Genomic DNA, 25,566 nt, shown 5'->3' on the forward strand with positions numbered 1-25,566 from the left:
CGGAGCACGGTTCGGGTGCGGGACGTCATCGGGTGCTGCCTCCGGGGATCGGGCGGATGGGACGCGGGCCCGCGACGCCTTCGGAGCTCCGGTCGCGCGCGCCGGGGCGGTCGGCGGTCGCGGCGGTGGCGCGGGCGAAGGCGGCGGCTCCGCCGACGAGGGGCAGGTCCGCCGAGGTGCGGGCGAGGTCGAGGGTGAGCCGGGGGGTGCTCGGGGGCGGTTCGATCAGGTACCGGTCCGTGCCGGCGACGATGAGGGCGAGCCGGTGCCCGGCCGGGACGACGTGGTCGCTCGCGTGCAGGTCGAGGGTCATGGTGTACGGCTTGCCGGGGGTCAGCGGCCGTCCTTCCGCGTCGGAGGCGTGGTTGCCGAGGTCGGCCCAGCCGCGGCTGAAGATCGTGTGACCGACGTCGGCGGTGTCCGCCTTCGTCTCCTTGAAGCACGAGCTGTCGCCGGCGGTGCTCGCGCCCCAACAGGTGCGGGCGGCAAGGGTGGTGATGCCTTCGCCGGAGGCCGTGTAGTCGCGGATGGTGGCGGGCCCGAGGTCGACGAGCACGGCCGTCAGGTGGGCGCTCGTCGTCGAGGGCGTGGCGGTGACGGTGACCCGTCCGGTGCCGGACAGGCGCAGGTCCCGGGCCAGGGGGCCGGTGACGAACCCGGCCTTGGCGGCCGTGGTGGTGTCGACGGCGGCGGCCCAGTCGCTCTCGTCCAGCGCCGGGTCGTCGGTGAACGTTTCGGTCGCGCCGGGGCGTGCGGGGCGCAGCGACAGGGTGCCGACACCGGGAGCGCTGCCGTTGCCCGGGCGCAGCGAGGTGGTGGCGGTGCCGCGCGGCGGCCAGACCCGGTCGGTGGACCACTGGTCGGGGGCGTGCTCGATGTCGGCCATCGGTTCGCGGTCGACGCCGTTGTCGAGGCCGAGCAGGTAGTGGTCGAACCAGCGGTGCAGGGTGGAGACCCATGCACCGCGCCGGAAGTCGAACGGGTCGACGTGGCCGGTCTGGGAGAGCCAGACCTTGCGCTCGACGCCGTTGTCGGCGAGCGCGTCCCACCACTGTCCGAAGTGCTTGGCCCGCACGTTGAGGTCCTGCATGCCGTGCACGGCGAAGACGCTGGCCCGGACCTTGTCCGCGTCGGGCACGTAGTCGCGTTCGGCCCACAGCGGGGTCAGGTCGCCGCTGCGCGGGGCGCCGTCGACGAGGCGCTGCTGAACGGCCTGGCAGCGCGCCCGGGCCTCAGGGGTCTCGACGTAGCCGGAGAGCCATTCCGGTCCGGAGTCGTACAGCGGTGCGCCCTTGGCGAAGTAGTAGTCGTACCAGGAGGAGATGGCGCCGATCGGGACGATCGTCTTCAGTCCTCGTACGCCCGTGGCGGCGACGCCGTTGGCGATGGTGCCGTCGTAGCTCTTGCCGATCATTCCGGTGGCGCCCGTGGTCCAGTCGGCACGGGCGCGTTCGCCGCCCGTCCGCGCGGTCCAGCCCTGGGCGCGGCCGTTCAGCCAGTCGACGACGGTCTTGGCCGACTGGATGTCCGAGCGGCCGCCGACGTCGACACAGCCGTCCGACCGATTGGTTCCGGCCAGGTCGACGGCGACGAAGCCGTAGCCGCGCGGGACGAAGTAGTTGTCGTAGTACAGCGGGAACTGGACGGGGTCGCCGTTCGCGTCGTACGTCTTGCGCTGGCTCTCGTTGCCGCGCCCGCAGCAGGAGTAGTACGGGCTGGCATCCATGATGACGGGGATCTTCCGGCCCTTACGGGCGGTCTCTCGGGGGCGGACGATGTCGACGGCGACCCGGTCGGTACGTCCGTCGCCGTCCGCGTCGAGCCGGGTGTCGACCCAGACCGACTCGCGGATCGCGTTCTCGTAGGAGTAGACGGGTCTGCTCTCGCGCGGTGTCGGCGCGCCCTGTGCGCCCGCGGGGGTGCCCACGGCCAGCAGGGCGGCGGAGGCCGCGAGGACCAGCGATCTGTACGTCAGGCGGGTGGCCCGCACACGTATCGGCATGGGCCGGAAGGTACTCCCGTCAACTGCCGTGCAACAGAGGGCAGTCGAGTGGATCGGCCGCACGCGCCCTAGTCCTCCGGAGGGAAAACGGCCTCGCCCGTTCCTGCCCGCCGCAGTGAGATCGCCTCGACGGGGCAGCTCTCCGCCGCCCCCATCAGTTCGTCCGACGCCGGAGTCTCCTGCTCCACCGGATGCGATTGCCGCGCCGAATCCAGCCGGAATCGCTCCGGCAACGCGGCCACGCACATCGCCGACCCGATACACACCTCCCGGTCGACGTCCACTTGCCACCGCTCACCCATCAGTCATTTCCCTTCCAGCGCACGAGCAGGTCATGTGATCCAGAACGATCAGGGCCCATGGCAGTTACGACGGGTCTCAACGAAAGGCCTCTGCCGCTGGTTTGGGGTGGATGCCGCCGGACGGATGAACCGGGCACTTGTGATGAGTTTGAGAATTGACGCTCCATCGCACCATGAGAATTCTTGGGCGCACCCAAGGAGCCCGTATTCATCAGGCGAGGAAGAATGCAATTCATTTCGAAGTGGAGCGTGGCAGCAGCAACGGCGTTGTCGCTCGCGACTCTCGCCGGTTCCGCCGCTGCGTCACATGAGCCCGTGGACTGGGGCGTGGACGTCAAGCGCAAGGAAGTCATCAGCCTGACGTCCACGGGCACCGGAACCACGGTGGTCGACAACGGGACACCCGGACGCGGGGTAGGTGATCAGATCATCATCACCGCGAACCTCTTCCGCAGAGGTGTCGGCTACGGCAGCGAGGGGGCAGTGTGCACCCGCGTGGCAGCGCGAACCACTCACTGCACCGGCACGTTCAGCCTGCCCCGGGGGCAGGTGACGTGGCAGCACCTGCAGACCACCCCTGGTGGCGCCCCGCCCAGCGACTTCGACATCGCCATCACCGGCGGCACCGGCGCGTACGCCACCGCCCGTGGCCATGCTCACGTCGCCGGCATCTCGGAGTCAGGCGGAGCCCTCACCCTCCATCTCGTGCACTGACCTCCGGATGGTCGTCACAGGAAAGGCCGAGCTTCGCTCCTGACCGGTGGCCGCGGCCGTGCGTAGAGTCCAGGAGATCGTCCGCCCCTACGACTTGGAGCTCCTGTGCACCGCAGACTCATCGTCCCGAGCGCGCTCGCGGCCACTCTTGTGCTGGCGATCCCGGCATCGGCCGCCAACACGTCGATCGGGGCGCCGAGCATCGGCGACCCCTACTATCCGGCAGCCGGGAATGGCGGCTACGACGTCTCCCACTACGACCTGAGGCTCACGTACCAGCCGAAGACGGACCTGCTGACGGGTACGGCGACGATCCTCGCCACCACCACGCAGCGCCTGAGCCGCTTCAACCTCGACTTCGGCCTGTCCGTGGACGAGGTGCGCGTGAACGGCAGGAAGGCGGCGTTCAGGTCAACCGGCAACCAGGAGCTGGAGATCACTCCGGTCGCGGGGCTGGAGAAGGGCCGGCCGGTCGCCGTCGTCGTGCGGTACTCGGGCAAGCCGTCCGAGCTCAGCATCGGCGGCTACACCGCCTGGCACCGCACCCCGGACGGTGGAGTCGCCGCGCAGGAGCCGGAGTCGGCGGTGTGGTGGTTCCCGAGCAACGACCATCCGCTGGACAAGGCGACGTACGACATCTCGGTCGCGGTCCCGGACGGCACCCAGGCGATCAGCAACGGCGTCCTGGTCTCGGAGAGTTCGCGGCTGGGCTGGACGCGTTTCAACTGGCGCTCGAACAAGCCGCAGGCGTCGTACCTGGCGACGCTCGCCGTCGGCAAGTTCGACATCACGACCGACAAGACCGCGGACGGGCTGCCGGTCCTCAACGCGTACAGCAAGGACCTCGGCGACACCGCGGGTGCCGCACGGGCCAGCATCGAGCGGACCGCCGAGGTCACCGAGTGGCTGACCGAGATCTTCGGCCCCTATCCGTTCAACGCGATCGGCGGGTACGTGCCGAACGTGAAGAGCGGCTACGCGCTGGAGACGCAGACCCGCCCGTTCTACAGCCCGCGGCAGTTCGCGAACGGGGCCAACGTCTCCGTGGTCGTCCACGAGATGGCCCACCAGTGGTACGGCGACAGCGTCTCGGTGGACGGCTGGAAGGACATCTGGGTCAACGAGGGCTTCGCCCGTTACAGCCAGTGGCTGTGGTCCGAGAAGGAGGGCGAGGGAACGGCGCAGGAGCTGGCGGACCACGTCTACGCGACGCGGGCGGCCGACGACCCGTTCTGGACGGTGAAGCCGGGCGACCCGGGCCCGGACAACCAGTTCCACATCGCCGTCTACGACCGGGGCGCGCTGGCGCTGCAGGCGCTGCGGAACGAGATCGGCGACGAGGACTTCTTCGCGATCCTCAAGGGGTGGCCGGCGGAGCGTGCGTACGGCAACGCCAAGGTGGGCGACTTCGTGGCGTACGCGGAGCGGCTCTCGGGCAGGCCGCTGGGTGCCTTGTTCGACACGTGGCTGTACGAGCCCGCGAAGCCGGCTGCCCCGGCGGCGGCCGGGGTACGGATCGCCCAGGGCGACGCGGCCGGGCCGGCGGAGCCGAAGTCCTGGAAGAAGATCGCGGAGACCAACACGATCCACGAGCACGCGCGCTCGCGGGGTCACGGTCACGACCACTGACGTGGCGCCTCGGTGCCCCGCGCCCCAAGAGCCGCGGGGCACCGGCGCGTTCGGACCGGCCCGGGGACCATGAAGCCGGCATCGTCGCGCCAGGCTCCCGCCGCCGCGGGGTTCCAGCGGCACGGCGGCGGGACCGGCCGACGCCCGGGCAGCGCGGCCCAAGGGCCACGGGGTGCCAGCACGTTCCGACCAGGCCCGGTGACGCCGAAGCCGGGCCGTCGCGCCGGGCCCGTGCCGACGCCGGGTTCCAGCGGCACGGCGGCGGGACCGGCCGACGCCCGGGCCGCGTGCAGCGGCACGTCGGCGGGGGGGTACCCCAGCACCGGTGCACCGCATGGCGGCGTCGAGCGCGGCCGGGCTACCGGCACCGGTGCCCCGCATGGGCGCGTCGGGCGCGGCCGGACGGAGGACCCACGATGGGAGCGCTCTCAGACGGCTGGGCCAGGAGTTATCCTGAGCGGCGTCAGGGCTCGCAGCCGACGGAGCAGATACGAGGAGCGCCCGCCTTGCCCGAGCAGACCGCAGGGTCCCGTCCCACGCTGGAAGCCGTCGCCGCGCGCGCCGGGGTCTCTCGGGCCACGGCCTCCCGGGTCGTCAACGGCGGTGCCGGTGTGCGTGCTCCCCTGGTCGACAAGGTGCGCCAGGCGGTCGAGGAGCTGGGCTACGTGCCCAACCACGCGGCCCGCACCCTGGTCACCCGGCGCAACGGCGCCGTCGCCGTGATCATCGCGGAGCCGGAGTTCCGGATCTTCTCCGACCCGTTCTTCGAGCAGCAGGTGCGCGGGATCAGCCGCGAGCTGACCGCGCACGACTCGCAGCTCGTGCTGCTGTGGGTGGAGGGCCCCGGCGATCACGACCGTATCGCCCGCTACCTCGGCGGCGGCCATGTCGACGGCGCGCTCGCCTTCTCGCTGCACAACGACGACGAGCTGCCCGCCGTGATCGGCCGCGCCAGGATCCCCACCGTCTTCGGCGGCCGCCCAGCCACCGGCTCCTCCCCCGACGTGCCGTATGTCGACTGCGACAACCGCGGTGGGGCCCGGGAGGCCGTGCGCCATCTCGTCTCGCTCGGGCGCACGTCCATCGCCCACATCGCGGGCCCGCGCGACCAGACGTCCGCGCTCGACCGTGTCGACGGGTACCGCGACGTGCTCGTCGACGCCGATCCCGGCCTGATCCGCCAGGGTGACTTCACCGAGGAGAGCGGCGCCCGCGCCATGGCCGAGCTGCTGGACACGCGCCCGGACGTGGACGGCGTGTTCGTCGCCAACGACCTGATGGCCTCGGGTGCCCTGCGAACGCTGCGCGAACGGGGCGTGCGGGTGCCCGAGGACGTGGCGGTCGTCGGCTTCGACGACATGGAGTCCGTCGTCGCGACGACCCGCCCGGCGCTGACGACCGTGCGCCAGGACATCGAGGGCATGGGCCGGCTGATGGTGCGGCTCCTGATGCGGCTGCTGAACGAGGGCGGGAGCGACACCCCCGCGTCCGTCATCACGCCGACCACGCTGGTGCGGCGGGCGTCGGCCTGATCGCCGGTGCCCGCCGCCTTTCACGATCAGCCGTAGGGGATCACCAGCACGGAGGTGTCCGTCCCGGTCCGGAGCCGGGACGGACCGTTGCCGATCGCGCTCCACACCTCCAGCCGTACGGTGCCGCCGGCCAGGTCGCCGAGCGTGCCCGTCGCCGACTTGAGCCCGCGCGACTGCGCGTACTCCTCCCAGCCCGTGACGGGGTCGGTGGCGAAGTAGTGGTACGTCTCGGTCCGTTCGAAGGTGCCGTCACCGGTGAGGTCGTAGCTGACACGGGCCTGCTGGCCGAGGCCCACGGTGGTGCCCGCGTCCACCGGGAGCCGGAAGGCGGTCGACGCACCGGGCCTGAGCGTGCCGGTCACGCCGCGGGCCTCGTAGACCAGCGGCCGGTACGGGGTGCCGTCGTGATTGGCGCCGTCCGCGGACGCGATCGTGTCGCTGCCCGGCGTGCCGCCGGTTGCCGTGGTCAGGGTGCCTCCGCTGCGCACCTGGAACGTGTTGCCCGTGGGCGGCTGGGGATCCGGGTCGCCGCCGCTCCCGGTGCCGGTCGCGGTCGACCGGGCCGGTACGGACAGGGTCCTGCCGTCGGAGAACGTCACGGTGCGGGCCGTGGCGCCGTGGTTGTGCGCCGCGTACGTCCGTACCGTGCCTTTGGTGAAGACGGCCGAGGTCGGGATGTCGCCGGTCACGGTGGCGTCCGGGGCGCCGAGCGCGTCCAGCGTGGTGATCCAGTGGTAGGTGTGGGCCTTGGACTCGCCCTGTTCGGGGGTGTAGCCGGCGTGGCCCGCGTCCCACTTCGACCGGGCGGCGGCCGGGTCGGCGAGCGACTGGAACTCCCAGAGGATGTCGCGCCATTCGACGGCCGGGCCGCCGTTCTCCCGTTCCATCTCGGCGATGTTGCGCCGGATGGCGCCCTTCTCGCCGCCCAGGTGCAGTGAGCCGCCGGTCACGGGCAGGACGTTGATGCCGTGGATCTCCTCGGGGTTCGCCGTCCACCAGGTGGCGTACGCGGCGCCGCTGCCCCACACCATGCCGGCCGTGTCATGGCCGAACGCGGCGGGGAAGACCTGCTCGTCGGCGTCGAACCAGTACTGCGCGATCGACTCCGCCTCCGTCGTCAGCAGGTAGGTGCCGAGGTCGCGCAGCGCGGTGTCGCCGGTCACCGAGCCCCACAGGACGAGTGCGGCGCTGAGGTTGGCGGACTCCGACGACGACTCCTGGTTGTTGCCCGCGGCGAAGCCCTGGTGGCCGGACGCCCAGCTGTGCCCCGCGTACACGTCGAAGCCGCGCAGGAAGGGAAAGGCGGTGTCGGTGCGGCTGGCGTTGGCTGTGTCCCTGATCAGGGTCTTCACCATGCCGCCCCACGCGGAGTCGGCGGCCCACGCCGGGTCGTACTGGGCGACGACGGCCGCCGCGTAGACGTAGTAGCCGTAGTGGAAGTGGTGGTCGTTGAGCTCGGTGTCGCTGCCGTAGGAGGCCGGGTAGCCGGTCAGCGTCCGCCAGTTCCTGTCGTACGAGAACTCCGACGCGCCGCCCGCGCTGAACCAATCCTGGAGCCGGCCCTTGATCAGGCCGATGAGCCGGTCGCGGACGGCGCTCTCGCCGATCTGGTCGGCGACGGGCACGAGCTGGGCGAGACGGCCGAGCGCCTTGCCGGTCCAGTACGTGTCGGTGGCCCCGGAGAAGGGATCGGAGGCGTTCACGACGTCGTTCAGGTAGCCGCGCAGGCGTGCCGTGTCCACGCCGTTCGACTTCGGCAGCGCGGGCAGCACACCGGACGCCTTCTGCGAGGTGGTGAACGACGCGCCCTCGCGGACCTTCATGGTGCCGCGCGGTGAGACGTACGTGTACGGGGTGAGCAAGTCGGTGGTGTGCAGCCACTGGTGGCGGTACAGGGCCTGGATGGTGCCGCGTTCGCTGCCCTCCTTGGCCTCGGTGGTGAGCGTGTACGTGGCTCGCACCGTGCCGCCCGTGCAGTTCCAGGCGACCTTCGATCCGGTGACGAAGCTGTACGCGTACTTCCTGTACGTCGCGAGCGCGTCGGTGGAGGGCAGGACGGCGAGGGAGAAGTAGTCCTTCCCGCCGAGCCCCGCGCTGATGGCGGTCCCGGAGACGTTCCAGTCGCTGCCGGTGGGCGCGAACAGGGCGTAGTGGTGGCCGGCGACGGTGATGCCGAGGACGTTCCCCTGGTCGGCGAAGACGGTCGGGGCGGCGGCCGTGGTGATCTGCGCGTTGGCGCCGGTGCCCGTGGCGTACACGAAGGGCAGTCCGTGCCCGATGGTGGTGCGCAGCGTGCGGGCGCCGTCGGACCAGTAGGGGGTCACGGTCCAGTCGGACCAGTTGTCGGCCTTGGTGTCCGGGGAGTTGAGCCCGGCGAGGCCGATGGTCAGGTCCCGCTTGTGGGCGAACTCGTACTGGCGGCCGTCGCCGACGATCGCGGGGGTGGTGGGGTAGCCGACGTCGAGGCCGCCGGCGGTGGCCTGGTAGGTGAGCGGGTGGCCGTACATGGGGGTGGAGTACGGGTTGTCGCCGTAGCGCTGGAAGGCGAGGGAGGACCACCAGTCGTTGGTGGGCACCGGCCGGGCCGAGGCCGCGGCGGTGACCTTGGGGGTGACCGGGGTGCCGGTGTTGGTGGTGGGGCCGGACGTGCCGGCGGGGCGGGTGTCGGAGTAACTGCCGGAGCCTACGGGGACGGTGGCGGCGGCCGCGGGTGCGGCGGCGGGACCGAGTCCGACGGCGGCCAGGGTGGTGGCCAGGACCAGCGCGGCAGCTGGTCCGGTGCGGGGGGCGGGCATGGACGGCACCTCACGTCATCATGGATTGGGGGCCGGAGAGCGCTCTCAGATGGCCGCAACGTAAAACTCCTGAAACGCACGTGTCAATAGACGTGACACGGACGGGACTTGGGCCCGAGTCCAAGCCGTTACGCCTTCGACTCTTGACGGGGCGAGCGCGGAGCGGGCACGCTCCAGTCGCCACATCTGAGAGCGCTCTCACGCAGCGTCGACCACCGGCGCTCTCGCTCCACCCCGAAGCCAAGGGAGGCTTCCCATGCCCATAGCCCGAGCCGCCAAGAGGGCCGCCGTCCGCCTGGGTGCGGTCGCGCTCGCCGGGGCACTGCTCGCCGCCTGCGGAGGTTCGTCCGACGGCGCTGCCGACAGCGCGGGCGGAAAGGTGACGCTCACCGTGGACCTGTTCGGATCCTTCGGCTACAAGGAGGCCGGGCTCTACGCCGAGTACGAGAAGCTCCACCCGGACGTCACGATCAAGCAGACGGACACCGAGGACGAGGCCGACTACTGGAAGTCGCTGCAGACCCGGCTGGCCGGCGGCGGCGGTCTCGCCGACGTCCAGGGCATCGAGGTGGGGCGGATCGCGTCGGTCACCCAGCAGCAGGCCGACAGGTTCGAGGACTTGCGGACGTACGGCGCGGACAAGCTCGAAAGCCGGTTCGCCGAGGCCAAGTGGGCTGCCGCGACCGGCAAGGACGGTCAGGTGCTGGGGCTCGGCACGGACGTCGGCCCGGAGGCCCTGTGCTACCGCACCGACCTGTTCGCCCAGGCCGGCCTGCCCACGGACCGCGAGGAGCTCGCGAAGAAGTGGTCGACCTGGGACGGCTACCTGGACCTGGGCCGGCAGTACAAGGAGAAGGCCCCTGCGAAGAGCGCCTGGCTGGACAGTGTCGGCAGCCTGTTCTCCATCATGATCGGCCAGGAGAAGGAGCGGTACTACGACGCCTCCGGCAAGCTGATCTGGGAGACCAACCCGGCGCTCAGGACCGCCTGGGACACCTCCGTCAAGGCCGCGCAGGACGGACTGAGCGCCGAGCTCGACCAGTGGTCCCCGCAGTGGAACCAGGCGTTCGCCGCCGGTACGTTCGCCACCATCCCGTGCCCCGCCTGGATGCTCGGCTACATCAAGGGCCAGGCCGGTGACGGCGGCACGGGCAAGTGGGACATCGCGAAGCTGCCCGGCGGCGCCGGCAACTGGGGCGGCTCCTACCTGTCGATCCCGCGCGCCGCGAAGCACAAGAAGGAGGCGTACGAGCTGATCGAGTGGCTCACCGCTCCCGAGCAGCAGGCCAAGCTCTTCCGCAAGCAGGGCAACTTCCCCTCGGCAACGGCCGCCATCGACCAGGTCGCCGACGCGAAGGACCCGTACTTCTCGGGCGCCCCCATCGGGCAGATCTTCGGTGACGCGGCGAAGGCCGCCCCGGTCCAGGTGCTCGGGGTCCACGACCAGAACGTGAACCAGCAGATCACCAACGCGCTGAGCGAGGTCGAGCGCAAGGGCACCGCACCCGGCAAGGCGTGGTCGAACGCGAAGAAGGGCGTCGACAACACCATCGGCTGACGCCGGTCCTCAGGCCTCCGGGCCCGGTCCCCGACCTCCCCCGCCCCGGACCGGGCCCGGACACTCCCCGGACCCCCGCCCTGTACCGACTCCCTCCGAAGGGCCGCACCGTGACCCTCACCGCTCCCACGAAGCCGTATGCGCCGCCCAGGCCGCCGGCCGTGCGGCGCGCCTGGCGCAAGGTCTCGCCGTACGCGTACATCGCCCCGTTCTTCACGCTCTTCGCCGCCTTCGGCCTCTTCCCGCTCCTCTACACAGCGTTCGTGTCGCTCTACCGGGTGGAGCTCCAGACCCCCGGCGAGATGGAGTGGCGCGGCCTCGGCAACTACACCGCGCTGCTGGGCGACGAGTTCTTCTGGACCTCCCTGCGCAACACCTTCACCATCGGGGTGCTGTCCACGGTGCCGCAGCTGGTGATGGCACTCGGCCTGGCGCACCTGCTCAACTACCGGCTGCGCGGTCGCACGTTCCTGCGCACGGCCATGCTGCTGCCGTACGCCACCTCCGTGGCAGCGGCCACGCTCGTCTTCGCCCAGCTCTTCGGCCGCGACTTCGGGCTCGTCAACTACGTCCTCGGACTCGTCGGCATCTCCCCCGTCGACTGGCAGACGGGGACGCTCGCCTCGCAGATCGCCGTCTCCACCATCGTCATCTGGCGCTGGACGGGCTACAACGCGCTGATCTACCTCGCGGGCATGCAGTCCATCCCGGGCGAGCTGTACGAGGCGGCCGAGATGGACGGCGCGTCGCGCTGGCGGCAGTTCTTCCACGTGACGCTGCCGGGCCTGCGGCCCACGATCGTCTTCACCGTCATCGTCTCCACCATCGGCGCCACCCAGCTCTTCGGCGAGCCACTGCTGTTCGAGGGCTCCGTCTCCGGCGGCATCTCGCACCAGTACCAGACGCTCGGTCTGTACCTGTACGAGCAGGGCTGGGGCTTCTTCCACCTGGGCCGGGCCGCCGCCGTCGCCTGGGTGATGTTCCTGCTGATCCTGGCGCTGGTCGGGGTCAACGCCCTGGTCGCGCGCCGCCGTTCCCGCAAGGAGGCCGGCCGATGACCGCCCTCGCCGAACCGCCGGTGAAGCAGCCGGCCACCACGCCGACCGGGCCGCCGAGGCGCCGGCGGGGCCGGTCCGGCGCCGGCCGCACGATGCACGGCGGAAGCCTCGCCCACGCGATCCTGATCCTCGCGGTCCTCGTCTCCGCCTTCCCGTTCTACTGGACCATCGTGGCGGCCAGCCGGTCGAACGCCGACCTGGCCAAGGTGCCGCCGACGCTGCTGCCCGGCTCACGGCTGATCCACAACTTCGAGGCGGTGATGGAGGAGGCCGACATCGGCAAGGCGCTGCTCAACTCCTTCGTCGTGTCCTCCTCGATCACCGTCGGCACCGTCCTGTGCTGCACGCTCGCCGGGTTCGCCTTCGCCAAGCTGCGCTTCCGGGGCCGGGGTGCGCTGCTCGCCGTCACGGTCGGCACGATGATGATCCCGCCGCAGCTCGGCGTCATCCCGCTGTTCATGCTGATCGCCGAACTCCAGTGGGTGAACCAGCTGCAGGCCGTGATCCTGCCCGGCCTCGTCTCCGCCTTCGGCGTGTTCTTCATGCGGCAGTACCTGGTCCAGTCCCTGCCCGACGAACTGATCGAGGCCGCGCGCGTGGACGGCGCCTCCACGGCCCGGATCTTCTGGTCGGTCGTGGTGCCCGTCGCCCGGCCCGGCATGGCCGTGCTCGGCATGCTGACGTTCATGGCCGCCTGGAACGACTTCTTCTGGCCGATCGTCGCCCTCTCCTCGCAGGAGCCGACCGTCCAGGTCGCGCTGCGCCAGCTCGGCGGCGGCTACGTCCACGACCAGTCCGTGATCATGGCGGGCACCCTGCTCGGCACGCTGCCGGTGCTGCTGGTCTTCGGCCTGCTGGGCCGGCAGATCGTCGGCGGCATCATGCAGGGCGCGGTCAAGGGCTGACCTCGTCATGCAGGGCGCGGTGACGGACCGAACTCGTCATGCAGGGCGCGATGACGGACCGAACTCGCCCTGCACGGCGCGCAAGGGCCGCCCTCGCGCCTTCCCCCTCGTACGACGTCTCACTCCTGGGAGTTCCATCCTCATGACCGCGCTCGACGCACGCCCCGACACGACTCAGGCGCTCCGGTTCCCGGCGGGCTTCCGCTGGGGCACTGCCACAGCGGCGTACCAGATCGAGGGTGCGGCAGCCGAGGACGGGCGCACCCCGTCCATCTGGGACACGTTCAGCCGCATCCCGGGCAAGGTCCGCAACGGCGACACCGGCGACATCGCCGCCGACCACTACCACCGCACGAGCGAGGACATCGCGCTCATGAGACGGCTCGGCGTCACGGACTACCGCTTCTCGATCGCCTGGCCGCGGGTGCAGCCCACCGGCCGCGGGCCGGCCGTGCAGAAGGGCCTGGACTTCTACCGCAGGCTCGTCGACGAGCTGCTCGCCTCCGGCATTCGCCCCGTGGCCACGCTCTACCACTGGGACCTGCCGCAGGAACTGGAGGACGCGGGCGGCTGGCCGCAGCGCGAGACGGCGCAGCGTTTCGCCGAGTACGCGGGGATCATGGCCGGGGCGCTCGGTGACCGCGTGGCGACCTGGACGACGCTCAACGAGCCGTGGTGCGCGGCCTTCCTCGGGTACGGCAACGGGGTGCACGCTCCGGGCCGCACCAGCCCGCTCGCCTCGCTGCGGGCCGCCCACCACTTCAACCTGGCGCACGGGTGGGCGGTGCGGGAGCTCCGCTCCCGGCTGCCCGCTCGGTGCGAGGTGTCGCTCACGCTCAACCTCCACGCGGTGCGGCCCCTTTCGGACTCCGCCGCGGACGTCGACGCGGCGCGCCGGATCGACGCGGTCGGCAACCGGATCTTCCTCGACCCGGTGTTCCACGGCCGCCTCCCGGAGGACCTGGTCCGCGACACGGCGCCCGTCACCGACTGGTCGTTCGTACGGGACGGGGATCTGGAGGCGGCGTCGGCGCCGATGGACTCGCTGGGCATCAACTACTACTCCCCCACCGTCGTCGCCGCCGGTTCGTCCCCGGCTCCGTCGCCGTGGGCGGGCGCCGAGGAGCACGTACGCTTCCTGCCGGCCCCCGGCCCGCGCACCGCGATGGACTGGCCCGTGGACGCGGAGGGTCTGTACGAGCTGCTGACCCGGCTGCGCGACGACCTGCCGAGCGTGCCGCTGGTGATCACCGAGAACGGGGCCGCGTACGACGACTACGCCGACCCGTCCGGAGCGGTCAAGGACCCGGAGCGGGTGGCCTATCTGCACGCGCACCTCGCGGCGGTGCACCGGGCGATCGAGGCCGGTGCCGACGTGCGGGGCTACTTCCTGTGGTCGCTGCTGGACAACTTCGAGTGGGCCTACGGCTACAGCAAGCGGTTCGGCATCGTGCACGTGGACTTCGCGACCCAGCGGCGCACGTTCAAGGACAGCGCGCACTGGTACGCGGACGTCATCGCGCGCGGCGGGCTGCGCTCCTGAGGCGGCCGGTCCGGCGTGCCTTGCGCCGGGCCCGCCGGGCGAGCGGCAGGTAGCGCAGCCGCTCGGGCAGCAGGGGTACCACGATCCGGACGACGAGGGCGAACCGGCGCAGTGCGCGCTCCTGTTCGGGTGTCCAGTCCAGGCCGATGGCCTCGCGGGCGTCGGGCGGCATCAGCCCGACGGTCATGAAGCGGCGGAAGCGGGCGAACGGGGGCAGCAGCACGGGCCACAGGGTCCGCAGGACGAGCCGCAGGAGCAGCGGGCCCCGGTCGGGGGGCGGCACCCACTGGTGGACGTCGACGAGTTCGCGTACGACGACGGTCGCCTCCAGTTCGTCGGCGAGCACCTTGCGGTAGTAGGGCCAGAACTCCTCGATGCTCTGCGGCATGTCCCGGTCGTGGATGCCGAGGACGCGGCCGACCTGGAGCCACTCGGCGTACAGCTGCCGCTCCTCGGCCTCGGTGAGCCGGCGCACCAGGTAGCGGGTGGCGTGCCGGTAGACGGGGAAGCCGGTCGCGTGGACCCAGGAGTAGTGGGCGGGGTCGAGGGCGTGGTAGCGGCGGCCGTGGGCGTCGGTGCCCTGGATGGTGCGGTGCAGCGTGCGCAGCCGCCGGCCCTCCGCGGCCGCTTCCTCGCCGCCGTAGATCCACAGCTGGAGCGAGCGCAGGGAGCGTTCGCCGCGGCCCCAGGGGTCGGTGCGGAAGACGGAGTGCTCGTCGACGCCCGCGCCGACGGCGGGGTGGGCCACCTGCATGGTGAGCGCCGCGGGCAGCATCAGCAGGGCGCGCACGTCACCGGCGAGGCTCCACAGCACGCCGCCGGGCGGGGGCGGTTCGACGGGGGCCGCGGCCCTGCTCATGAGGCGCTCCAGGTGGTGCCGGGGTCCGGTTTCCCGGTGTGACGGTCACCTTCCATTATGACGGCGGCCGCAGTACCCGGTGCAGGGCCCCGGGCACTGCACAGCGCGGGGAACGCGTCGTTGCGCCGGGCTCAAGAAAGTCGGCACCTGCCTATTACCTAGAAGTAACTTCTGCTGATTGGATGTGCCGCGCCGGTCGTACGGCCGGCTCCAACCCCCACCGCCAACAGGAGAATCCTGTGCTGAACTCCGCGCTTCGCCGTATCCCCGGCGCAGCCCTGACCGTCGTGCTCGCCGCCTCCACCCTGGCCGCGACCGCACCGTCGGCGGTCGCCGCGCCCACCGCGGACACCCCGCGTCTGCAGGTGCTCACGTACAACGCGTTCCTGGTCGCCAGGGCCATGCACGACGAGGTGTTCCATCCATGCGACCGCGAGCCACCCGAGAGAGCGGGAGCGGTCGTGACCGGGGGTGCACGATAGCGCGCGGCACTGACCCTCCTCAGTGGCGGCCAAAGTGCCAGCGGGATCTACCTCCCATCCGCCCAATAGATCCAGCCCTCTTCGCGGGCCGGTGTGAACGTAATTGATGTCCAGGGAAGTTCCACGATGGTGAAGCGCAGCTCTCCGGGCACATCTCCGGGATCAAGCGCGGTCAAGAACTGCCGAAAGATCGTGATGTCCCGTTCCACCGACTTGAAGACCAGGGAGTATCGATGCAGTTCAAGCGTCCCGGTCAAAGGCTCGCGCGATTCGTCGGCGTGGTGCAGCACAGCGTCTGCCGTGGTCCATTCGCGGTGATGGTGCGCGTTGAACGCTTCGAACTCCTCCATCGTCATCTCAGTCAAGTGGGAAGTCTGACGTCGTCTCCGCCACAGGAAAGCCATACCGCCCCCTTACCTTGGTGTCATAGTAGGACGGAGCGTCGCGAGTCGGACGCCACATGCGTCAGCCTGTCAGCCAGCAGGGCTCGTCGGGAGCTGATGTCACTCACGTTGTCGGGGCGCTGTACGGGCGCCTGCGGGCGCGTCGTGGGGTCGTCGACCTTCAGCTTCAGGCGGGCCCTCTCCTCTTCAGGCGGGCCCTCTCCTCCGGCGTGGCGCCGAATTTGGCGACACGGAGACGGATCTCGGAGGCGTACTCCCATCGGCCCTTGCTCCACATCGTTGGTGCATCAGCGCCGTGTCGATGAGAAAAAGCCAGTCCATTTCGATGAAGGTCTGAGCCATGGGCGACGTGCGCCAGGCGTCCCACCACCATTGGGTCATGGGGTGCCACTCGACTACCGGGCCAGAATCCTCGTCGACGCCTAGTACTCCAGCCGTAGATCGTGATCTTCACGTCTGGCTCGCGGCTTGCCTCCGGTAATGGCTGGCCCGAGCACGGGCCTGGTGGCGACGTCGCCAGGCGGACCAGGCGAGCCGGTGGGCCACGTCGTGCACGGGCCGGACGACCAGCATCGTGAACAGTCGCTGGATCTCGATGCAGGTGAGGGGGATCAGCCCGTCCGGGGTGGGATGGCGAACGTGTTCGTCAGCGCGACCACGGCGAGGAAGGCGTGGGCGAGCATGGCCAGGGTGACCCAGCGCGACCACGAGGTATAGCGGCGGACCTGGTGTTCGTCCAGTCCGGCCAGGCCCTTTCCGGCCTGGAAAGTCTCTTCCACCCGCCATCTGGACCCGGCGACGCGGACCAGCGTGGCCAGGGGCACCGGGGCGGGCGAGAAGCAGCGGTAGTAGGCGAGTTCACCGGTGGTGCGGTTGCGCCGGATCAGCAGCTGGTGACTTCCGGGCCGTACTTCGGCCAGGTCGATGACGGCCCAGTCGTAGAAGCGGTGCCCCTTGGCGCCAGACCCTGCTGACAGCTTCTGCCAGGCTCGCTTCGGCACCTTCGCGGCTAGGGCGTCGGCACGGAACTTCCCGGCACCGGAGGTGACTTCGTGAGAGCAGGCGACGGCAAGCACGTAGCCGATGCCGCGCTCCTGCAGCGCGGACCGCAGCGTCGGGTTGCCGCCGTAGACCTCGTCCCCCGTGACCCAGCCCACACGGTGCCCGGCGTCGAAGAACCGGCTGATCATGCGGGCGGCCAGTTCCGGCTTGGTCGCGAAGACGGTGTCCTCGCCCAGCCCAGCGGCCCGGCAGCGGTCCGGGTCGCACGTCCACGAGCGCGGGATGTACAGCTCCCGGTCCACGGCCGCGTGTCCCCGCGCGCAGGCGTAGACGAGGTAGACCGCGACCTGGGAGTTCTCGATCCGCCCGGCGGTGCCGGTGTACTGGCGCTGGACCCCGACGGTGTGGGTGCCCTTCTTCAGGTCTCCGGTCTCGTCGACGACCAGCACCGCGGCATCGTCGTGGAGGTGCTCGACGACGTATTCGCGGACGTCGTCGCGGACCGCGTCGGCGTCCCAGACGGCTCGGCACAGCAGGTGCTGCATGCCGTGCGGGGTGGCCTCTCCGGTCCACTCGGCGATCGTCCAGCAGTTCTTGCGTGGCAGGTCCGACAGCAGGCCCAGCACCAGCCGCCCGGCCCGCAGGCGGGGTTCGTACCGGGCGAACCGGCCCGCGATTCGGCCCATGGCCACCTCGAACGCCTCCCGCCATCGGGCGGGATCTATGCTGTGACCTGCGGCCACCGCCTCTTCGTCAGTCCACACAACTCACGATGATCAACGGTAGCCGCACCCGTCTCTACACCGGCCGCCACCTGTGACTGAGCGTCCGAGTTAGCCCGTGAGCATTTTGAGTTGGCCCGGCTGAGCATCGGGATCGGCCTCGTGGCTCCGGCTGCCCATGCGCCGGCCGCCGCGGTACGACGAGTACAAACGGGCCAGTCAGGCCCAGGTGCGGGTGAGGAAGTCGGCAATCAGTAGGGCGATTTCGGGCAAGTGGTCCTCCAGGGCGAAGTGACCGGTGTCGAACAGGTGAAGTTCGGCGTCCGGTAGGTCTGAAAGGTAGGCAAGTGCGCCGGGTTCGGGGAAGAACGGGTCGCGGCTGCCCCAGGTGATCAGAGTCGGCGGCCTGTGCTTGCGCAGCCACGCCTGCCAGTCGGGGTAGGCGGCGATGTTGCTCTTGTAGTCGTAGGCAAGCGCGCGCTGCGCGTGCTTGCGGCCGGGCTGGTCGAGAAAGTGCTGGTCGAGCAGCCAGCCCTCGGGGGCGATCAGTTCGGGGTCGGCGGTGCCGCCCTCGTACTGGGCGCGGGTGGCGTCCAGGGTGAACAGGTCGAGGACGGCCTGGTCGGCGCCGGGGGTGTCGGGGGTGAGGGCGGTGAACTCGCGGGCCGCCTCCGACAGCCCCTCGGCGTATGCGTTGCCGTTCTGCACGATCAGGCCCGCGACACGATCCGGGCGGCGGAGTGCAAGGCGGAAGCCGACGGGGGCGCCGAAGTCGAAGAGGTACATCGCGAAGCGGGTCAGGGCCAGGCGTTCGGTGAAGCGCTCGACGACATCTGCGAGCCGCTCGAAGGAGTAGGTGAACTCGTCCGGGGTGCGGGTGTGTCCGAAGCCCGGGTAGTCGGGGGCGATGAGCCGGTAGTGGCGGCCGAGGGTGTCGATAAGGCGACGGAACTGGTGCGAGGCGGAGGGAAAGCCGTGCAGGAGCAGTACCACCGGGGCGTCGGGACGCTCGGGCAGGGACTCCCGGTAGAAGACCTTCACCTGATCGACCTCTACGAACCGGTGGACGGTCCGGGCCGGAACAGCGATGCGGAGCGGTGTAGCGGACGTCATATCACATGCCTCCTCAGCGTGAAGATGCATTAGTCCTAGCCTCGCTGCGACTAACGTGTCAAGTGCGCGATGTAGCATTAGGGCATGGCTGACAGTGCACCGCTGACCGGTGAGATCCTGGCCCTGGACTTGGTCAACACCCGCCCAGTGGGGGCCCACGGGCGCGTGGATCTGCTCGCCACTCCGCGGCAGTTGTCCGACTGGCTGACCCTGGAGGGGGACCGCCTCCAGGGAGAGGTCCGGGACACCGCACCGACCCGGGCCGACCTCGCCCCCGTCCACGCCGTCCGAGCACACACCGAAGCCGCCGTCCGGGCATTGTTGGACCAAACCGAACCCCCCGGGTCCGCCCTGCGCGGACTCACCGAGGCCCAGCGTGCGGCACCATCTGTCCGCGAACTCAGCTGGGACGGCACCGCGGTCACCGCCATCTCCCGCCGCACCGGCCCGCTCGGCACCCGCCTCGCCGCACTGCTGGCCGAGGCCGCTGCCGAGCTGCTCAGCGCCCCCGCGATCGGCAGGCTCAAGGAGTGCGAAGCCGACGACTGCGTCATGGTGTTCCTGTCGTCACACCCCCGCCGTCGCTGGTGCTCCCCCACCCGCTGCGGCAACCGGACCCGCGTCGCCCGCTACTACCGGCGCCACAACCCGGCCGATGCGTCCCGTACCTGACGGAGACAGCGCCCACTCCCGCGGACCTGCTCGCTCAAGGCCGAGACCTCACAGGCCAAGTTCACAGGCCAACTCGGACGCTCAGTTTCACCTCCAGCAAGATCACGATCTACAGCTGGAGTACTAGGTGTTGCGGGGCAGGAGGTTGATGACGCACTCGCCAGGACCGCAGGATGTATGCGATTCGCATATAGTCCTGGGTATGGACTCAGACCTTGAAGCAGCAATCAACGAGTGGCACGCGAGCGTCAACGCCGGCGACCTCCAGCGGTCTGCGCGGGCGGTCGGAGACCCGGTTGTCGTCCTCGGCCCGAAGGGCGCGGGCCCGATCACGCCTGCGCAGTTCGGGGAATGGGTGGAGCGTTCCGGGATCAAGCTGATGCCTCGGTCCTGGCATCCGGTCAGCAAGCGACTGATGGTGGTCGAGGAGGACGCCACCTGGCCTGAGAGCACGGAACCCACGCGGGTAGCGACGATCTTCCGTGCTTCCGGCGGGAAGATCACGGCTGCGCTGAGGCTGCCGGACCTCAAGGCCGCTCTCGAGCTGGCCTACATCTGCCGCGAGATGGCAGCAACCGAATGACAGACCAAGGCCCGGGACAGGTCCTGTTCCACTTCGTCCGGCACTGGGCACGCCGACCCGTCTCAGCAGACGCAGGTGGCGAGCAGGGGCGACACGTGCTGGTTTGCGAGGTAGTTTATGCGCTCAGCCAGCGCGGGGCCCCTGCAACGGTGAACGCGATCGCGCACGAGATCGGGATCGACCAGAGTGGCGCCTCACGGTTGATCAAGAGCGCCACATCAGGCGGCTACCTGGCCATGGTGGCGTCTCCGGTCGATGGTCGACGACGCGAAGCATCGCTCACCCCCGCGGGTCGATTCATGCTCGACCAGGCACATCGTTGGCAGGAGGACATCTTCGCTCAGCTGACCACAGGCTGGAGCGACAAGAAGCGCCGCGACTTCCAGCGGGCGATGACCGACCTGATGGACCGCTCCTACGCGATGGACGCATGAGCCACGCCAACGCGCCATTGAGCATCGAGGGACGACGCCGGCTGGTCGAGCGCTGCAAGACGCGCCCCATCGCGCACGTGGCTGCCGAGATGGGTATCTCCCGCACCTGTGCGTCGAAGTGGGTCAACCGGTGGCGGCGTCACGGCGAGGCCGGGCTGTGCGACCGCTCCTCGACCGCACCGAAGTCCGAGCGCGACACCAGCCTGGGTCATCGAGAAGATCGAGTCCTGGCGACGCGAGCACAAGTGGTCCGCCCAGCGCATCACCGACGAGCTCGCCGATCTCGGGTTGCCGATCAATCGCCGCACCGTCACCCGGCACCTGACGAGACTCGGCCTGGGTAGGCGGAGATTCATCGACCCCGGCGGAGACAACAACCGCAAGCTCGGGAAGATCACCGCCCGCTGGCCCGGCCACATGGTGCACCTGGACGTGAAGAAGGTCGGCAGGATCCCCGACGGCGGCGGCTGGCGCATCCACGGCCGCGACAGCGACCAGGCCAAGACCGTCGGTCGAGCGAAGTCAGCTGGCGCGAAACGTGGTTACACCTACCTACACTCGGCCGTCGACGGATTCTCCCGGCTCTCCTACACCGAGCTCCTGACCGACGAGAAGGGAGTCACCGCTGCGGCGTTCCTCGCCCGAGCCAAGGTCTGGTTCGCCGCCCACGGGATCACCCACATCCACCGGATCGTCACCGACAACGGGGCCTGCTATCGATCTGGCGACTTCGCGCGGATCGTCGGCCAGCGCACGCGGCATCAGAAGACCAAGCCGTACACCCCACGTCACAACGGAAAGGTCGAGCGCTACCAGCGAATCCTGGCCGAGGAACTGCTCTATGCCCGAGAGTTCAACAGCGAAGATGCTCGCTCTTCCGCTGTCGCTGTCTGGAACATCCACTACAACTACCATCGCCCGCACAGCGGCGCTGGTGGACGGTCGCCTGCATCTCGGCTCCGGGACGGCGTCACCAACGTCCAGCCCTCATACACCTAGCGACCTCAACGAGCGGGCGCGGACGGCCTCCAGGGCGTCGCTCAGTGCCAAACTGACGCCAGCAACGCCCCGGATGTTGTTATCGATCCGTTACCCAGCTGCCTTCATTTCGGGCGCTCGGCGCTGCCTGATCACGTCAACAGAAGCGCTCAGATCCGTGTCGACATCTTCCCCACCGACGAAGGGTCGCCACCGATAGGCGCTGCCCTCCGGGTAGACCTTCACCGTGACGTCGAACTCGTGAAGGATCTCGCGAGGCTCAGCGTTGTCCGCAGCGCCTGCCCATCGCGAGGCAACAGTCTCTCCCGTCGGGAGGGCGACCATGCCTGCCGGCCTTATAGGCACGGCCTTAAGCCGCTTATCTCCGCCGTCAGGTGGCTGTATCGCTTCCGGTACCACTCCGCGTCTTCCTCGTCGTCGTACAGTCCGGCATCACGGTCGTCCCGGAGGCGGTTACGGGCGGTGGAGACCTCCGCGATCTCCTCCTCGACGCCGTTACCGGGGTCGTAAACGGTCTCCATGTAGGCGTGATCACCGTAGGTTTCCAGGAACCATCCTGTGACCGCCTCTTCGAGGATGGACACCTGAATCGTCGGCGACGGCTGGCAGTCAGGAGCGATTCCCTTGCTCCGCCCCTTGCACGTCATGGCCACGGGGTCACCGGTTCGATAAAGCCGCGTCCCGCAGACACCGCAGACGGCGATGGAGGAGAGGAGGTGCACCCCGGATTGCGCCCACGGCCCGCGTGGATTCTTCGGCGCCAACTTCTTCTTCAACGCCTCGTGAGTGGCGCGGTTCCAGAGCGGGGGCACCGCGCAGATCGGCATGCCTTCGTCGTCCACGACGGGGCGGCCCTTGTGCATGAGGTAGCCCAACGCCGCTTCCGACGTCAGCATCCGCACAATGGATTCACCGTCCCATGGTCCGCCGCGAGCCTCACGGCCGCTCATGACGCGTTCGTGGTCGGCGGGTGAATAGACTCCCGCGCGGGTAAGCCGGGCAGCTTCCGTGTGTTGCGTGACTTCGCCAGTCTGATCCGCCAGGATGCGCCGCTGAATCTCCCTCAGGATTTCGCACGCGTTCTCTCGGTCCCGGACGTCGGGCGGCATGTCTTCCCCTCGATCCAGGGCCACGTGGTCGATTCCGGCTCTCGGGTGGAGGCGGACGTAGCGATATCCGTAGGCGTGCTTACCGCGTTTACGCCCCTGCGTTCGTGCCTTTACCGTCTCATCCCGATTTCGGCTCTGCGTGGCGCGCAACTCCATTTGCGCGCCCCATGCCTCCATCGTGAATCGGTTTTCGTCGACGGGATCGTCCAGATCCCACGGTCCGTCATGCCCGTAGGTAACGAGGAGCTTCCCCTCGTCCCGCATGCGGTATCCGGTGTTCAGGCAGTCGACGAGGCTTCGTCCGATCCGGTCGACGGCAGCGCCGGCAATGCCTGAGTAGGGCCCCCGCTTGCCCTGGAGCCATGGCCCAAGCTTCGGGCGGTCAAAGGGGTTTGTAGCGCCGGACACCTCCCAGTCATCCGCCCAGGCGATAACGTGGCCTCCGACGCTCTTGACGGCCGACAGGACGTTTTCCCGCTGACGCTCCGGGGACCACGTGGCGTCGGTCTTCCGTGACAGGCGCCTGACGCCGACGAAGCACAGCCCACACCCATCGTACGGTCGCTCTAGCATCCCACCTCCTCAATACACTTAGAGCTTGTCTCACGTGGTGAGCTTTGCGAGCTTCTTGTAGCAGGTCAGGGCGGCGGCGAGGCCGAGGAAGGCGAGGAAGTGGGAGCCCTTGCGCTCGTATCGCACGGTCAGCCGGCGGTAGCCGAACAGCCACGAGATCGACCGCTCGATCTTCCAGCGGTGCCGTCCGATCCGTTCGCTCGACTCGATCCCGGGGCGGGCGATGCGCGGGATGATGCCGCGGCCGCGCAGCCAGGCCAGGTGCTCGGCGGAGAAGTACGCCTTGTCCGCGCGGAGCTTGACCGGACGCCTGCGGCGGGGGCCACGCCGGGACCGGGTGGCCGGTATGCCCCGCACCAGGGGCTTGAGGGCATGGATGTCGTGGGTGTTCGCCGCGGAGACGGCGACCGCCAGCGGGATGCCCTGAGCCTCGGACAGCACGTGCAGCTTGCTGCCCTTTTTGCCGCGATCGACCGGATTGCGCCCGGTCAGCGAGCCCCCCTTTTCGCCCGCACCGACGCGGCGTCGACGATCGCCGAGGTCCAGTCCAGCTCGCCCCGGGCGCCGAGCTCGTCCAGCACCTTCCGGTGCAGCCGCCGCCACAGGCCGGCCTTGGTCCAGGTGGTGAACCGGCGGTGCGCGGTGGCCGGGGAGACCCCGAAGGCCGGCGACAGGTGCCGCCAGGCGCACCCGCTGGTGAGCACGTACACCACCGCTGTGAGCACGGCCCGCTCATCACACGGAGCGGTCCCACCGCCCTGCGGACGCGGAGAGAACGGAGGCGGCAACGGGGCAACCAGTTCCCATAGATCATCGGGGACCAGTCGCTGGGACAGATCGACACCCACGACCGTTCATCATGCCGTGATCTTGAAAGGCGAGAGTCACGGCGGTTCGAGGACCAGGCCGGTCTCGGCGATGAAGCCGTCGAGGAGCCCTGGGCGGTACTGCATCTGCCTCAGCCGGGTTTTGGCCGCCGCGGCCGGCTGGTCGACACCGCGCGGGACGCGGTTAGCCAAGCCTCGCCGGATGTGGGGCGACCGCCCGCATCACGGCCTGCTCGCATGCTCAGGGCCTGAGCGCGGCCGGTGCGAACAGGCCCTCCGGGTCGTACGCGGCGCGGATCCGCTCGAGACGCTCCTCGTGCGAGCCGAAGATCGCGCCCCGCAGCTCGTTCGCATCCTCGCTGAGCCCGGCGAAGTTGACGTACGTCCCGCCGCTCGCGAACGGCTTCAACGCGTCCCACGCCGAGCGCGCCCAACCTATCCCGGTCTCGTCCAGCGCGGGGTCCTGCCAGCCCGCGTCGAAGCTCACGTTGTAGCGCGCGGACCGGTGCGCGAACGCGCTGTCGTCGGCGCCGACGCGGGCCACCGCGCCGCCCAGCGTCCGGACGACGATCAGGCTCTCCGGGGTCGGCCGCCGGGAGTCCCAGTCGACCAGGGTCCTGATGGCCTCATCGCTCAGCTCGTCCAGGAAGAGCGACTTCATGAAGTAGCGGTCCCCGTCAGGGAACAGCTCGTCCTGCGAGCTCTGCAGTGCGACGTACGGGACGGTTTCGCTCATGTCGATGAGCGGCGGGCCAAGTTGCCGCTGCGGCGCCAGCGCGGCGGTGGCGTCGGCGCCCGGCGGGCCCGCGCACATGGCGGCCACGAACACGACATTCGACCCGTGCAGGTCCTGCGGGATCGCGGGGTCAGGAGGGATGCTCCAGAGGGCGAGTTCCGGTGTGACCGTCTCCGGCGTGGCGTCTGTGGCGTCGCGCCACGCCTGCAGGACGGCCTCGGCCCGCTCGTACGGGTGGAGGACCTGCACCGCGGCGACCTCGGGGCCGAGCGGGTGGAGGTCGAACTCGAAGGATGTGACCACCCCGATACCCCGGCCTCCGCCACGCGCCGCCCAGAACAGGTCGGACTCCTGGTCCCGGCTCGCCGTACGCACCACGCCGTCGGCGGTGACGATCTGGAGCGAGCGGAGAGAGTCGCAGCTGAGACCGTATGCCCGCATCACCAGCCCGAGGCCGCCGCCGAGCGTCAGCCCCGCGATCCCGGTGACCGAGACCTCCCCGCCCGGTGTGGCCAGCTCGTGCAGCTGGGTCTCACGGTCGAGTTCGCCCCAGGTCACCCCCGCCTGCGCCCGCGCTGTGCGGGCGGCGGGGTCGACGTGCACGCCCTTCATCCGCGAGAGGTCGATCACCAGCCCGTCGTCGCACACCGCGCTGCCCGCCACCTGGTGCCCGCCACCGCGGATGCTGACGACGGGACGGTGCTTGCGCGCGACGCGTACCGCCTCGACGACGTCCGCCGTGCCGGAGCAGCGGGCGATGAGCGCGGGGCGGCGGTCGATCAGGCCGTTCCATACGGCGCGGGCCTCGTCGTAGCCGGGATGCCCGCGGCCGACCACCTCACCCCGGAGCGAGGAGCGAAGCTGATCGGCGATCGCCTGCTCCGCAGCGGCTGTCGATGTGGCCCTCTGCTCGTCCGGCATCGGCGTCACCTCCCCCGGTGCGCGCTGCTGGCTGTCGCTGCCTGTCCTTCCACGCTAGGCCGGAGTGGGGGGGGGGGGGGGGGGGGGGCGCG

The 25,566-nt window shown here is 70.0% G+C and carries 21 protein-coding genes and 2 pseudogenes; 12 read left to right on the forward strand and 11 right to left on the reverse strand.

The window, feature by feature from the left end; translation table 11 throughout:
- Positions 1 to 25 precede the first annotated feature (25 nt).
- Positions 26 to 2,002 carry a Xaa-Pro dipeptidyl-peptidase gene (locus ACLB9X_RS23730; RefSeq protein WP_410362391.1) on the reverse strand — a complete coding sequence of 659 codons (1,977 nt, stop codon included), beginning with the start codon at positions 2,000 to 2,002 and terminating at the stop codon, positions 26 to 28.
- 68 nt (positions 2,003 to 2,070) lie between these two features.
- Positions 2,071 to 2,304: a ferredoxin gene (locus ACLB9X_RS23735; RefSeq protein ID WP_410362392.1), complete on the reverse strand. Its 234-nt coding sequence runs from the start codon at positions 2,302 to 2,304 to the stop codon at positions 2,071 to 2,073.
- A gap of 249 nt (positions 2,305 to 2,553) precedes the next feature.
- Here ACLB9X_RS23735 and ACLB9X_RS23740 point away from each other — a divergent pair, with 249 nt between their 5' ends.
- The 3 genes from ACLB9X_RS23740 (at position 2,554) to ACLB9X_RS23750 (ending at position 6,179) form a co-directional block, all read left to right on the forward strand.
- Positions 2,554 to 3,018 carry a hypothetical protein gene (locus ACLB9X_RS23740; protein ID WP_410362393.1) on the forward strand — a complete coding sequence of 155 codons (465 nt, stop codon included), beginning with the start codon at positions 2,554 to 2,556 and terminating at the stop codon, positions 3,016 to 3,018.
- Between the two features lie 105 nt (positions 3,019 to 3,123).
- Positions 3,124 to 4,647 (forward strand): M1 family metallopeptidase, encoded by a 1,524-nt coding sequence (locus tag ACLB9X_RS23745; RefSeq protein ID WP_410362394.1) that lies wholly within the window; start codon positions 3,124 to 3,126, stop codon positions 4,645 to 4,647.
- 506 nt (positions 4,648 to 5,153) lie between these two features.
- Positions 5,154 to 6,179 carry a LacI family DNA-binding transcriptional regulator gene (locus ACLB9X_RS23750; RefSeq protein WP_410362395.1) on the forward strand — a complete coding sequence of 342 codons (1,026 nt, stop codon included), beginning with the start codon at positions 5,154 to 5,156 and terminating at the stop codon, positions 6,177 to 6,179.
- A gap of 26 nt (positions 6,180 to 6,205) precedes the next feature.
- On the opposite strand, the gene ACLB9X_RS23755 is transcribed toward ACLB9X_RS23750, so the two are convergent.
- On the reverse strand, positions 6,206 to 8,974 hold the full coding sequence (locus ACLB9X_RS23755; protein ID WP_410362396.1) for a glycosyl hydrolase: 2,769 nt from the start codon (positions 8,972 to 8,974) through the stop codon (positions 6,206 to 6,208).
- A 256-nt stretch (positions 8,975 to 9,230) separates the two neighbouring features.
- Between ACLB9X_RS23755 and ACLB9X_RS23760 the strand changes: the two genes are divergently transcribed.
- The 4 genes from ACLB9X_RS23760 to ACLB9X_RS23775 all read left to right on the forward strand — a co-directional run bounded on the left by ACLB9X_RS23760 (position 9,231) and on the right by ACLB9X_RS23775 (position 14,038).
- Entirely contained in the window at positions 9,231 to 10,532 is a 1,302-nt protein-coding gene (locus tag ACLB9X_RS23760) for an extracellular solute-binding protein (protein WP_410362397.1), read from the forward strand.
- Between the two features lie 110 nt (positions 10,533 to 10,642).
- Positions 10,643 to 11,590 (forward strand): carbohydrate ABC transporter permease, encoded by a 948-nt coding sequence (locus tag ACLB9X_RS23765; protein WP_410362398.1) that lies wholly within the window; start codon positions 10,643 to 10,645, stop codon positions 11,588 to 11,590.
- Positions 11,587 to 12,495 carry a carbohydrate ABC transporter permease gene (locus tag ACLB9X_RS23770; RefSeq protein WP_410362399.1) on the forward strand — a complete coding sequence of 303 codons (909 nt, stop codon included), beginning with the start codon at positions 11,587 to 11,589 and terminating at the stop codon, positions 12,493 to 12,495. Before ACLB9X_RS23765 ends, ACLB9X_RS23770 begins: the two co-directional genes overlap by 4 nt.
- 142 nt (positions 12,496 to 12,637) lie before the next feature.
- Complete coding sequence (locus ACLB9X_RS23775) at positions 12,638 to 14,038, forward strand: GH1 family beta-glucosidase (protein ID WP_410362400.1); 1,401 nt, start codon at positions 12,638 to 12,640, stop codon at positions 14,036 to 14,038.
- Here the strand turns inward: ACLB9X_RS23775 and ACLB9X_RS23780 are convergent.
- Positions 14,010 to 14,897 (reverse strand): oxygenase MpaB family protein, encoded by an 888-nt coding sequence (locus ACLB9X_RS23780; RefSeq protein WP_410362401.1) that lies wholly within the window; start codon positions 14,895 to 14,897, stop codon positions 14,010 to 14,012. The two genes, ACLB9X_RS23775 and ACLB9X_RS23780, sit on opposite strands and share 29 nt — an antisense overlap.
- A 239-nt stretch (positions 14,898 to 15,136) precedes the next feature.
- On the opposite strand from ACLB9X_RS23780, the gene ACLB9X_RS23785 reads away from it, so the two are divergent.
- Positions 15,137 to 15,379: a hypothetical protein gene (locus ACLB9X_RS23785; protein WP_410362402.1), complete on the forward strand. Its 243-nt coding sequence runs from the start codon at positions 15,137 to 15,139 to the stop codon at positions 15,377 to 15,379.
- 47 nt (positions 15,380 to 15,426) lie between these two features.
- Here ACLB9X_RS23785 and ACLB9X_RS23790 read toward each other — a convergent pair whose 3' ends face one another.
- The 3 genes and pseudogenes from ACLB9X_RS23790 to ACLB9X_RS23800 all read right to left on the reverse strand — a co-directional run bounded on the left by ACLB9X_RS23790 (position 15,427) and on the right by ACLB9X_RS23800 (position 18,620).
- On the reverse strand, positions 15,427 to 15,744 hold the full coding sequence (locus tag ACLB9X_RS23790; RefSeq protein WP_410362403.1) for a hypothetical protein: 318 nt from the start codon (positions 15,742 to 15,744) through the stop codon (positions 15,427 to 15,429).
- A gap of 489 nt (positions 15,745 to 16,233) precedes the next feature.
- A pseudogene (locus ACLB9X_RS23795) lies at positions 16,234 to 17,471 on the reverse strand (IS701 family transposase).
- Between the two features lie 255 nt (positions 17,472 to 17,726).
- On the reverse strand, positions 17,727 to 18,620 hold the full coding sequence (locus tag ACLB9X_RS23800; protein ID WP_410362404.1) for an alpha/beta fold hydrolase: 894 nt from the start codon (positions 18,618 to 18,620) through the stop codon (positions 17,727 to 17,729).
- 84 nt (positions 18,621 to 18,704) lie between these two features.
- On the opposite strand from ACLB9X_RS23800, the gene ACLB9X_RS23805 reads away from it, so the two are divergent.
- The 4 genes and pseudogenes from ACLB9X_RS23805 to ACLB9X_RS23820 all read left to right on the forward strand — a co-directional run bounded on the left by ACLB9X_RS23805 (position 18,705) and on the right by ACLB9X_RS23820 (position 21,308).
- Positions 18,705 to 19,292: a CGNR zinc finger domain-containing protein gene (locus ACLB9X_RS23805; protein ID WP_410362405.1), complete on the forward strand. Its 588-nt coding sequence runs from the start codon at positions 18,705 to 18,707 to the stop codon at positions 19,290 to 19,292.
- Positions 19,293 to 19,494: 202 nt separating this feature from the next.
- The gene (locus ACLB9X_RS23810) at positions 19,495 to 19,875 is read left to right on the forward strand and encodes a hypothetical protein (RefSeq protein ID WP_410362406.1); all 381 of its coding nucleotides are present in this window, start codon (positions 19,495 to 19,497) and stop codon (positions 19,873 to 19,875) included.
- Entirely contained in the window at positions 19,872 to 20,309 is a 438-nt protein-coding gene (locus ACLB9X_RS23815) for a MarR family winged helix-turn-helix transcriptional regulator (protein ID WP_410362407.1), read from the forward strand. Before ACLB9X_RS23810 ends, ACLB9X_RS23815 begins: the two co-directional genes overlap by 4 nt.
- Positions 20,306 to 21,308: pseudogene (locus tag ACLB9X_RS23820) on the forward strand (IS481 family transposase). Before ACLB9X_RS23815 ends, ACLB9X_RS23820 begins: the two are co-directional and overlap by 4 nt.
- 335 nt (positions 21,309 to 21,643) lie before the next feature.
- Here the strand turns inward: ACLB9X_RS23820 and ACLB9X_RS23825 are convergent.
- From ACLB9X_RS23825 to ACLB9X_RS23840, 4 genes are all read right to left on the reverse strand, one after another.
- Positions 21,644 to 22,990, reverse strand: coding sequence for a recombinase family protein (locus ACLB9X_RS23825; protein ID WP_410362408.1), 1,347 nt, complete (start codon positions 22,988 to 22,990; stop codon positions 21,644 to 21,646).
- A 30-nt stretch (positions 22,991 to 23,020) separates the two neighbouring features.
- Positions 23,021 to 23,826, reverse strand: a protein-coding gene (locus ACLB9X_RS23830; protein ID WP_410362426.1) for an IS5 family transposase whose coding sequence is annotated in 2 segments (ribosomal slippage) — positions 23,021 to 23,496 and positions 23,496 to 23,826 — 807 coding nt in all. Because the reading frame shifts where the segments join, the coding sequence is not laid out codon by codon here.
- 48 nt (positions 23,827 to 23,874) lie between these two features.
- On the reverse strand, positions 23,875 to 24,009 hold the full coding sequence (locus ACLB9X_RS23835; protein WP_410362409.1) for a hypothetical protein: 135 nt from the start codon (positions 24,007 to 24,009) through the stop codon (positions 23,875 to 23,877).
- A gap of 49 nt (positions 24,010 to 24,058) precedes the next feature.
- Positions 24,059 to 25,474, reverse strand: a complete 1,416-nt coding sequence (locus ACLB9X_RS23840; protein WP_410362410.1) for an FAD-binding oxidoreductase — start codon at positions 25,472 to 25,474, stop codon at positions 24,059 to 24,061.
- Between the last annotated feature and the right edge of the window lie 92 nt (positions 25,475 to 25,566).

Origin of the sequence: Streptomyces sp. 5K101 (assembly GCF_046506645.1) — a bacterium.
In the GTDB taxonomy this organism is placed as follows: Bacteria; Actinomycetota; Actinomycetes; order Streptomycetales; family Streptomycetaceae; genus Streptomyces.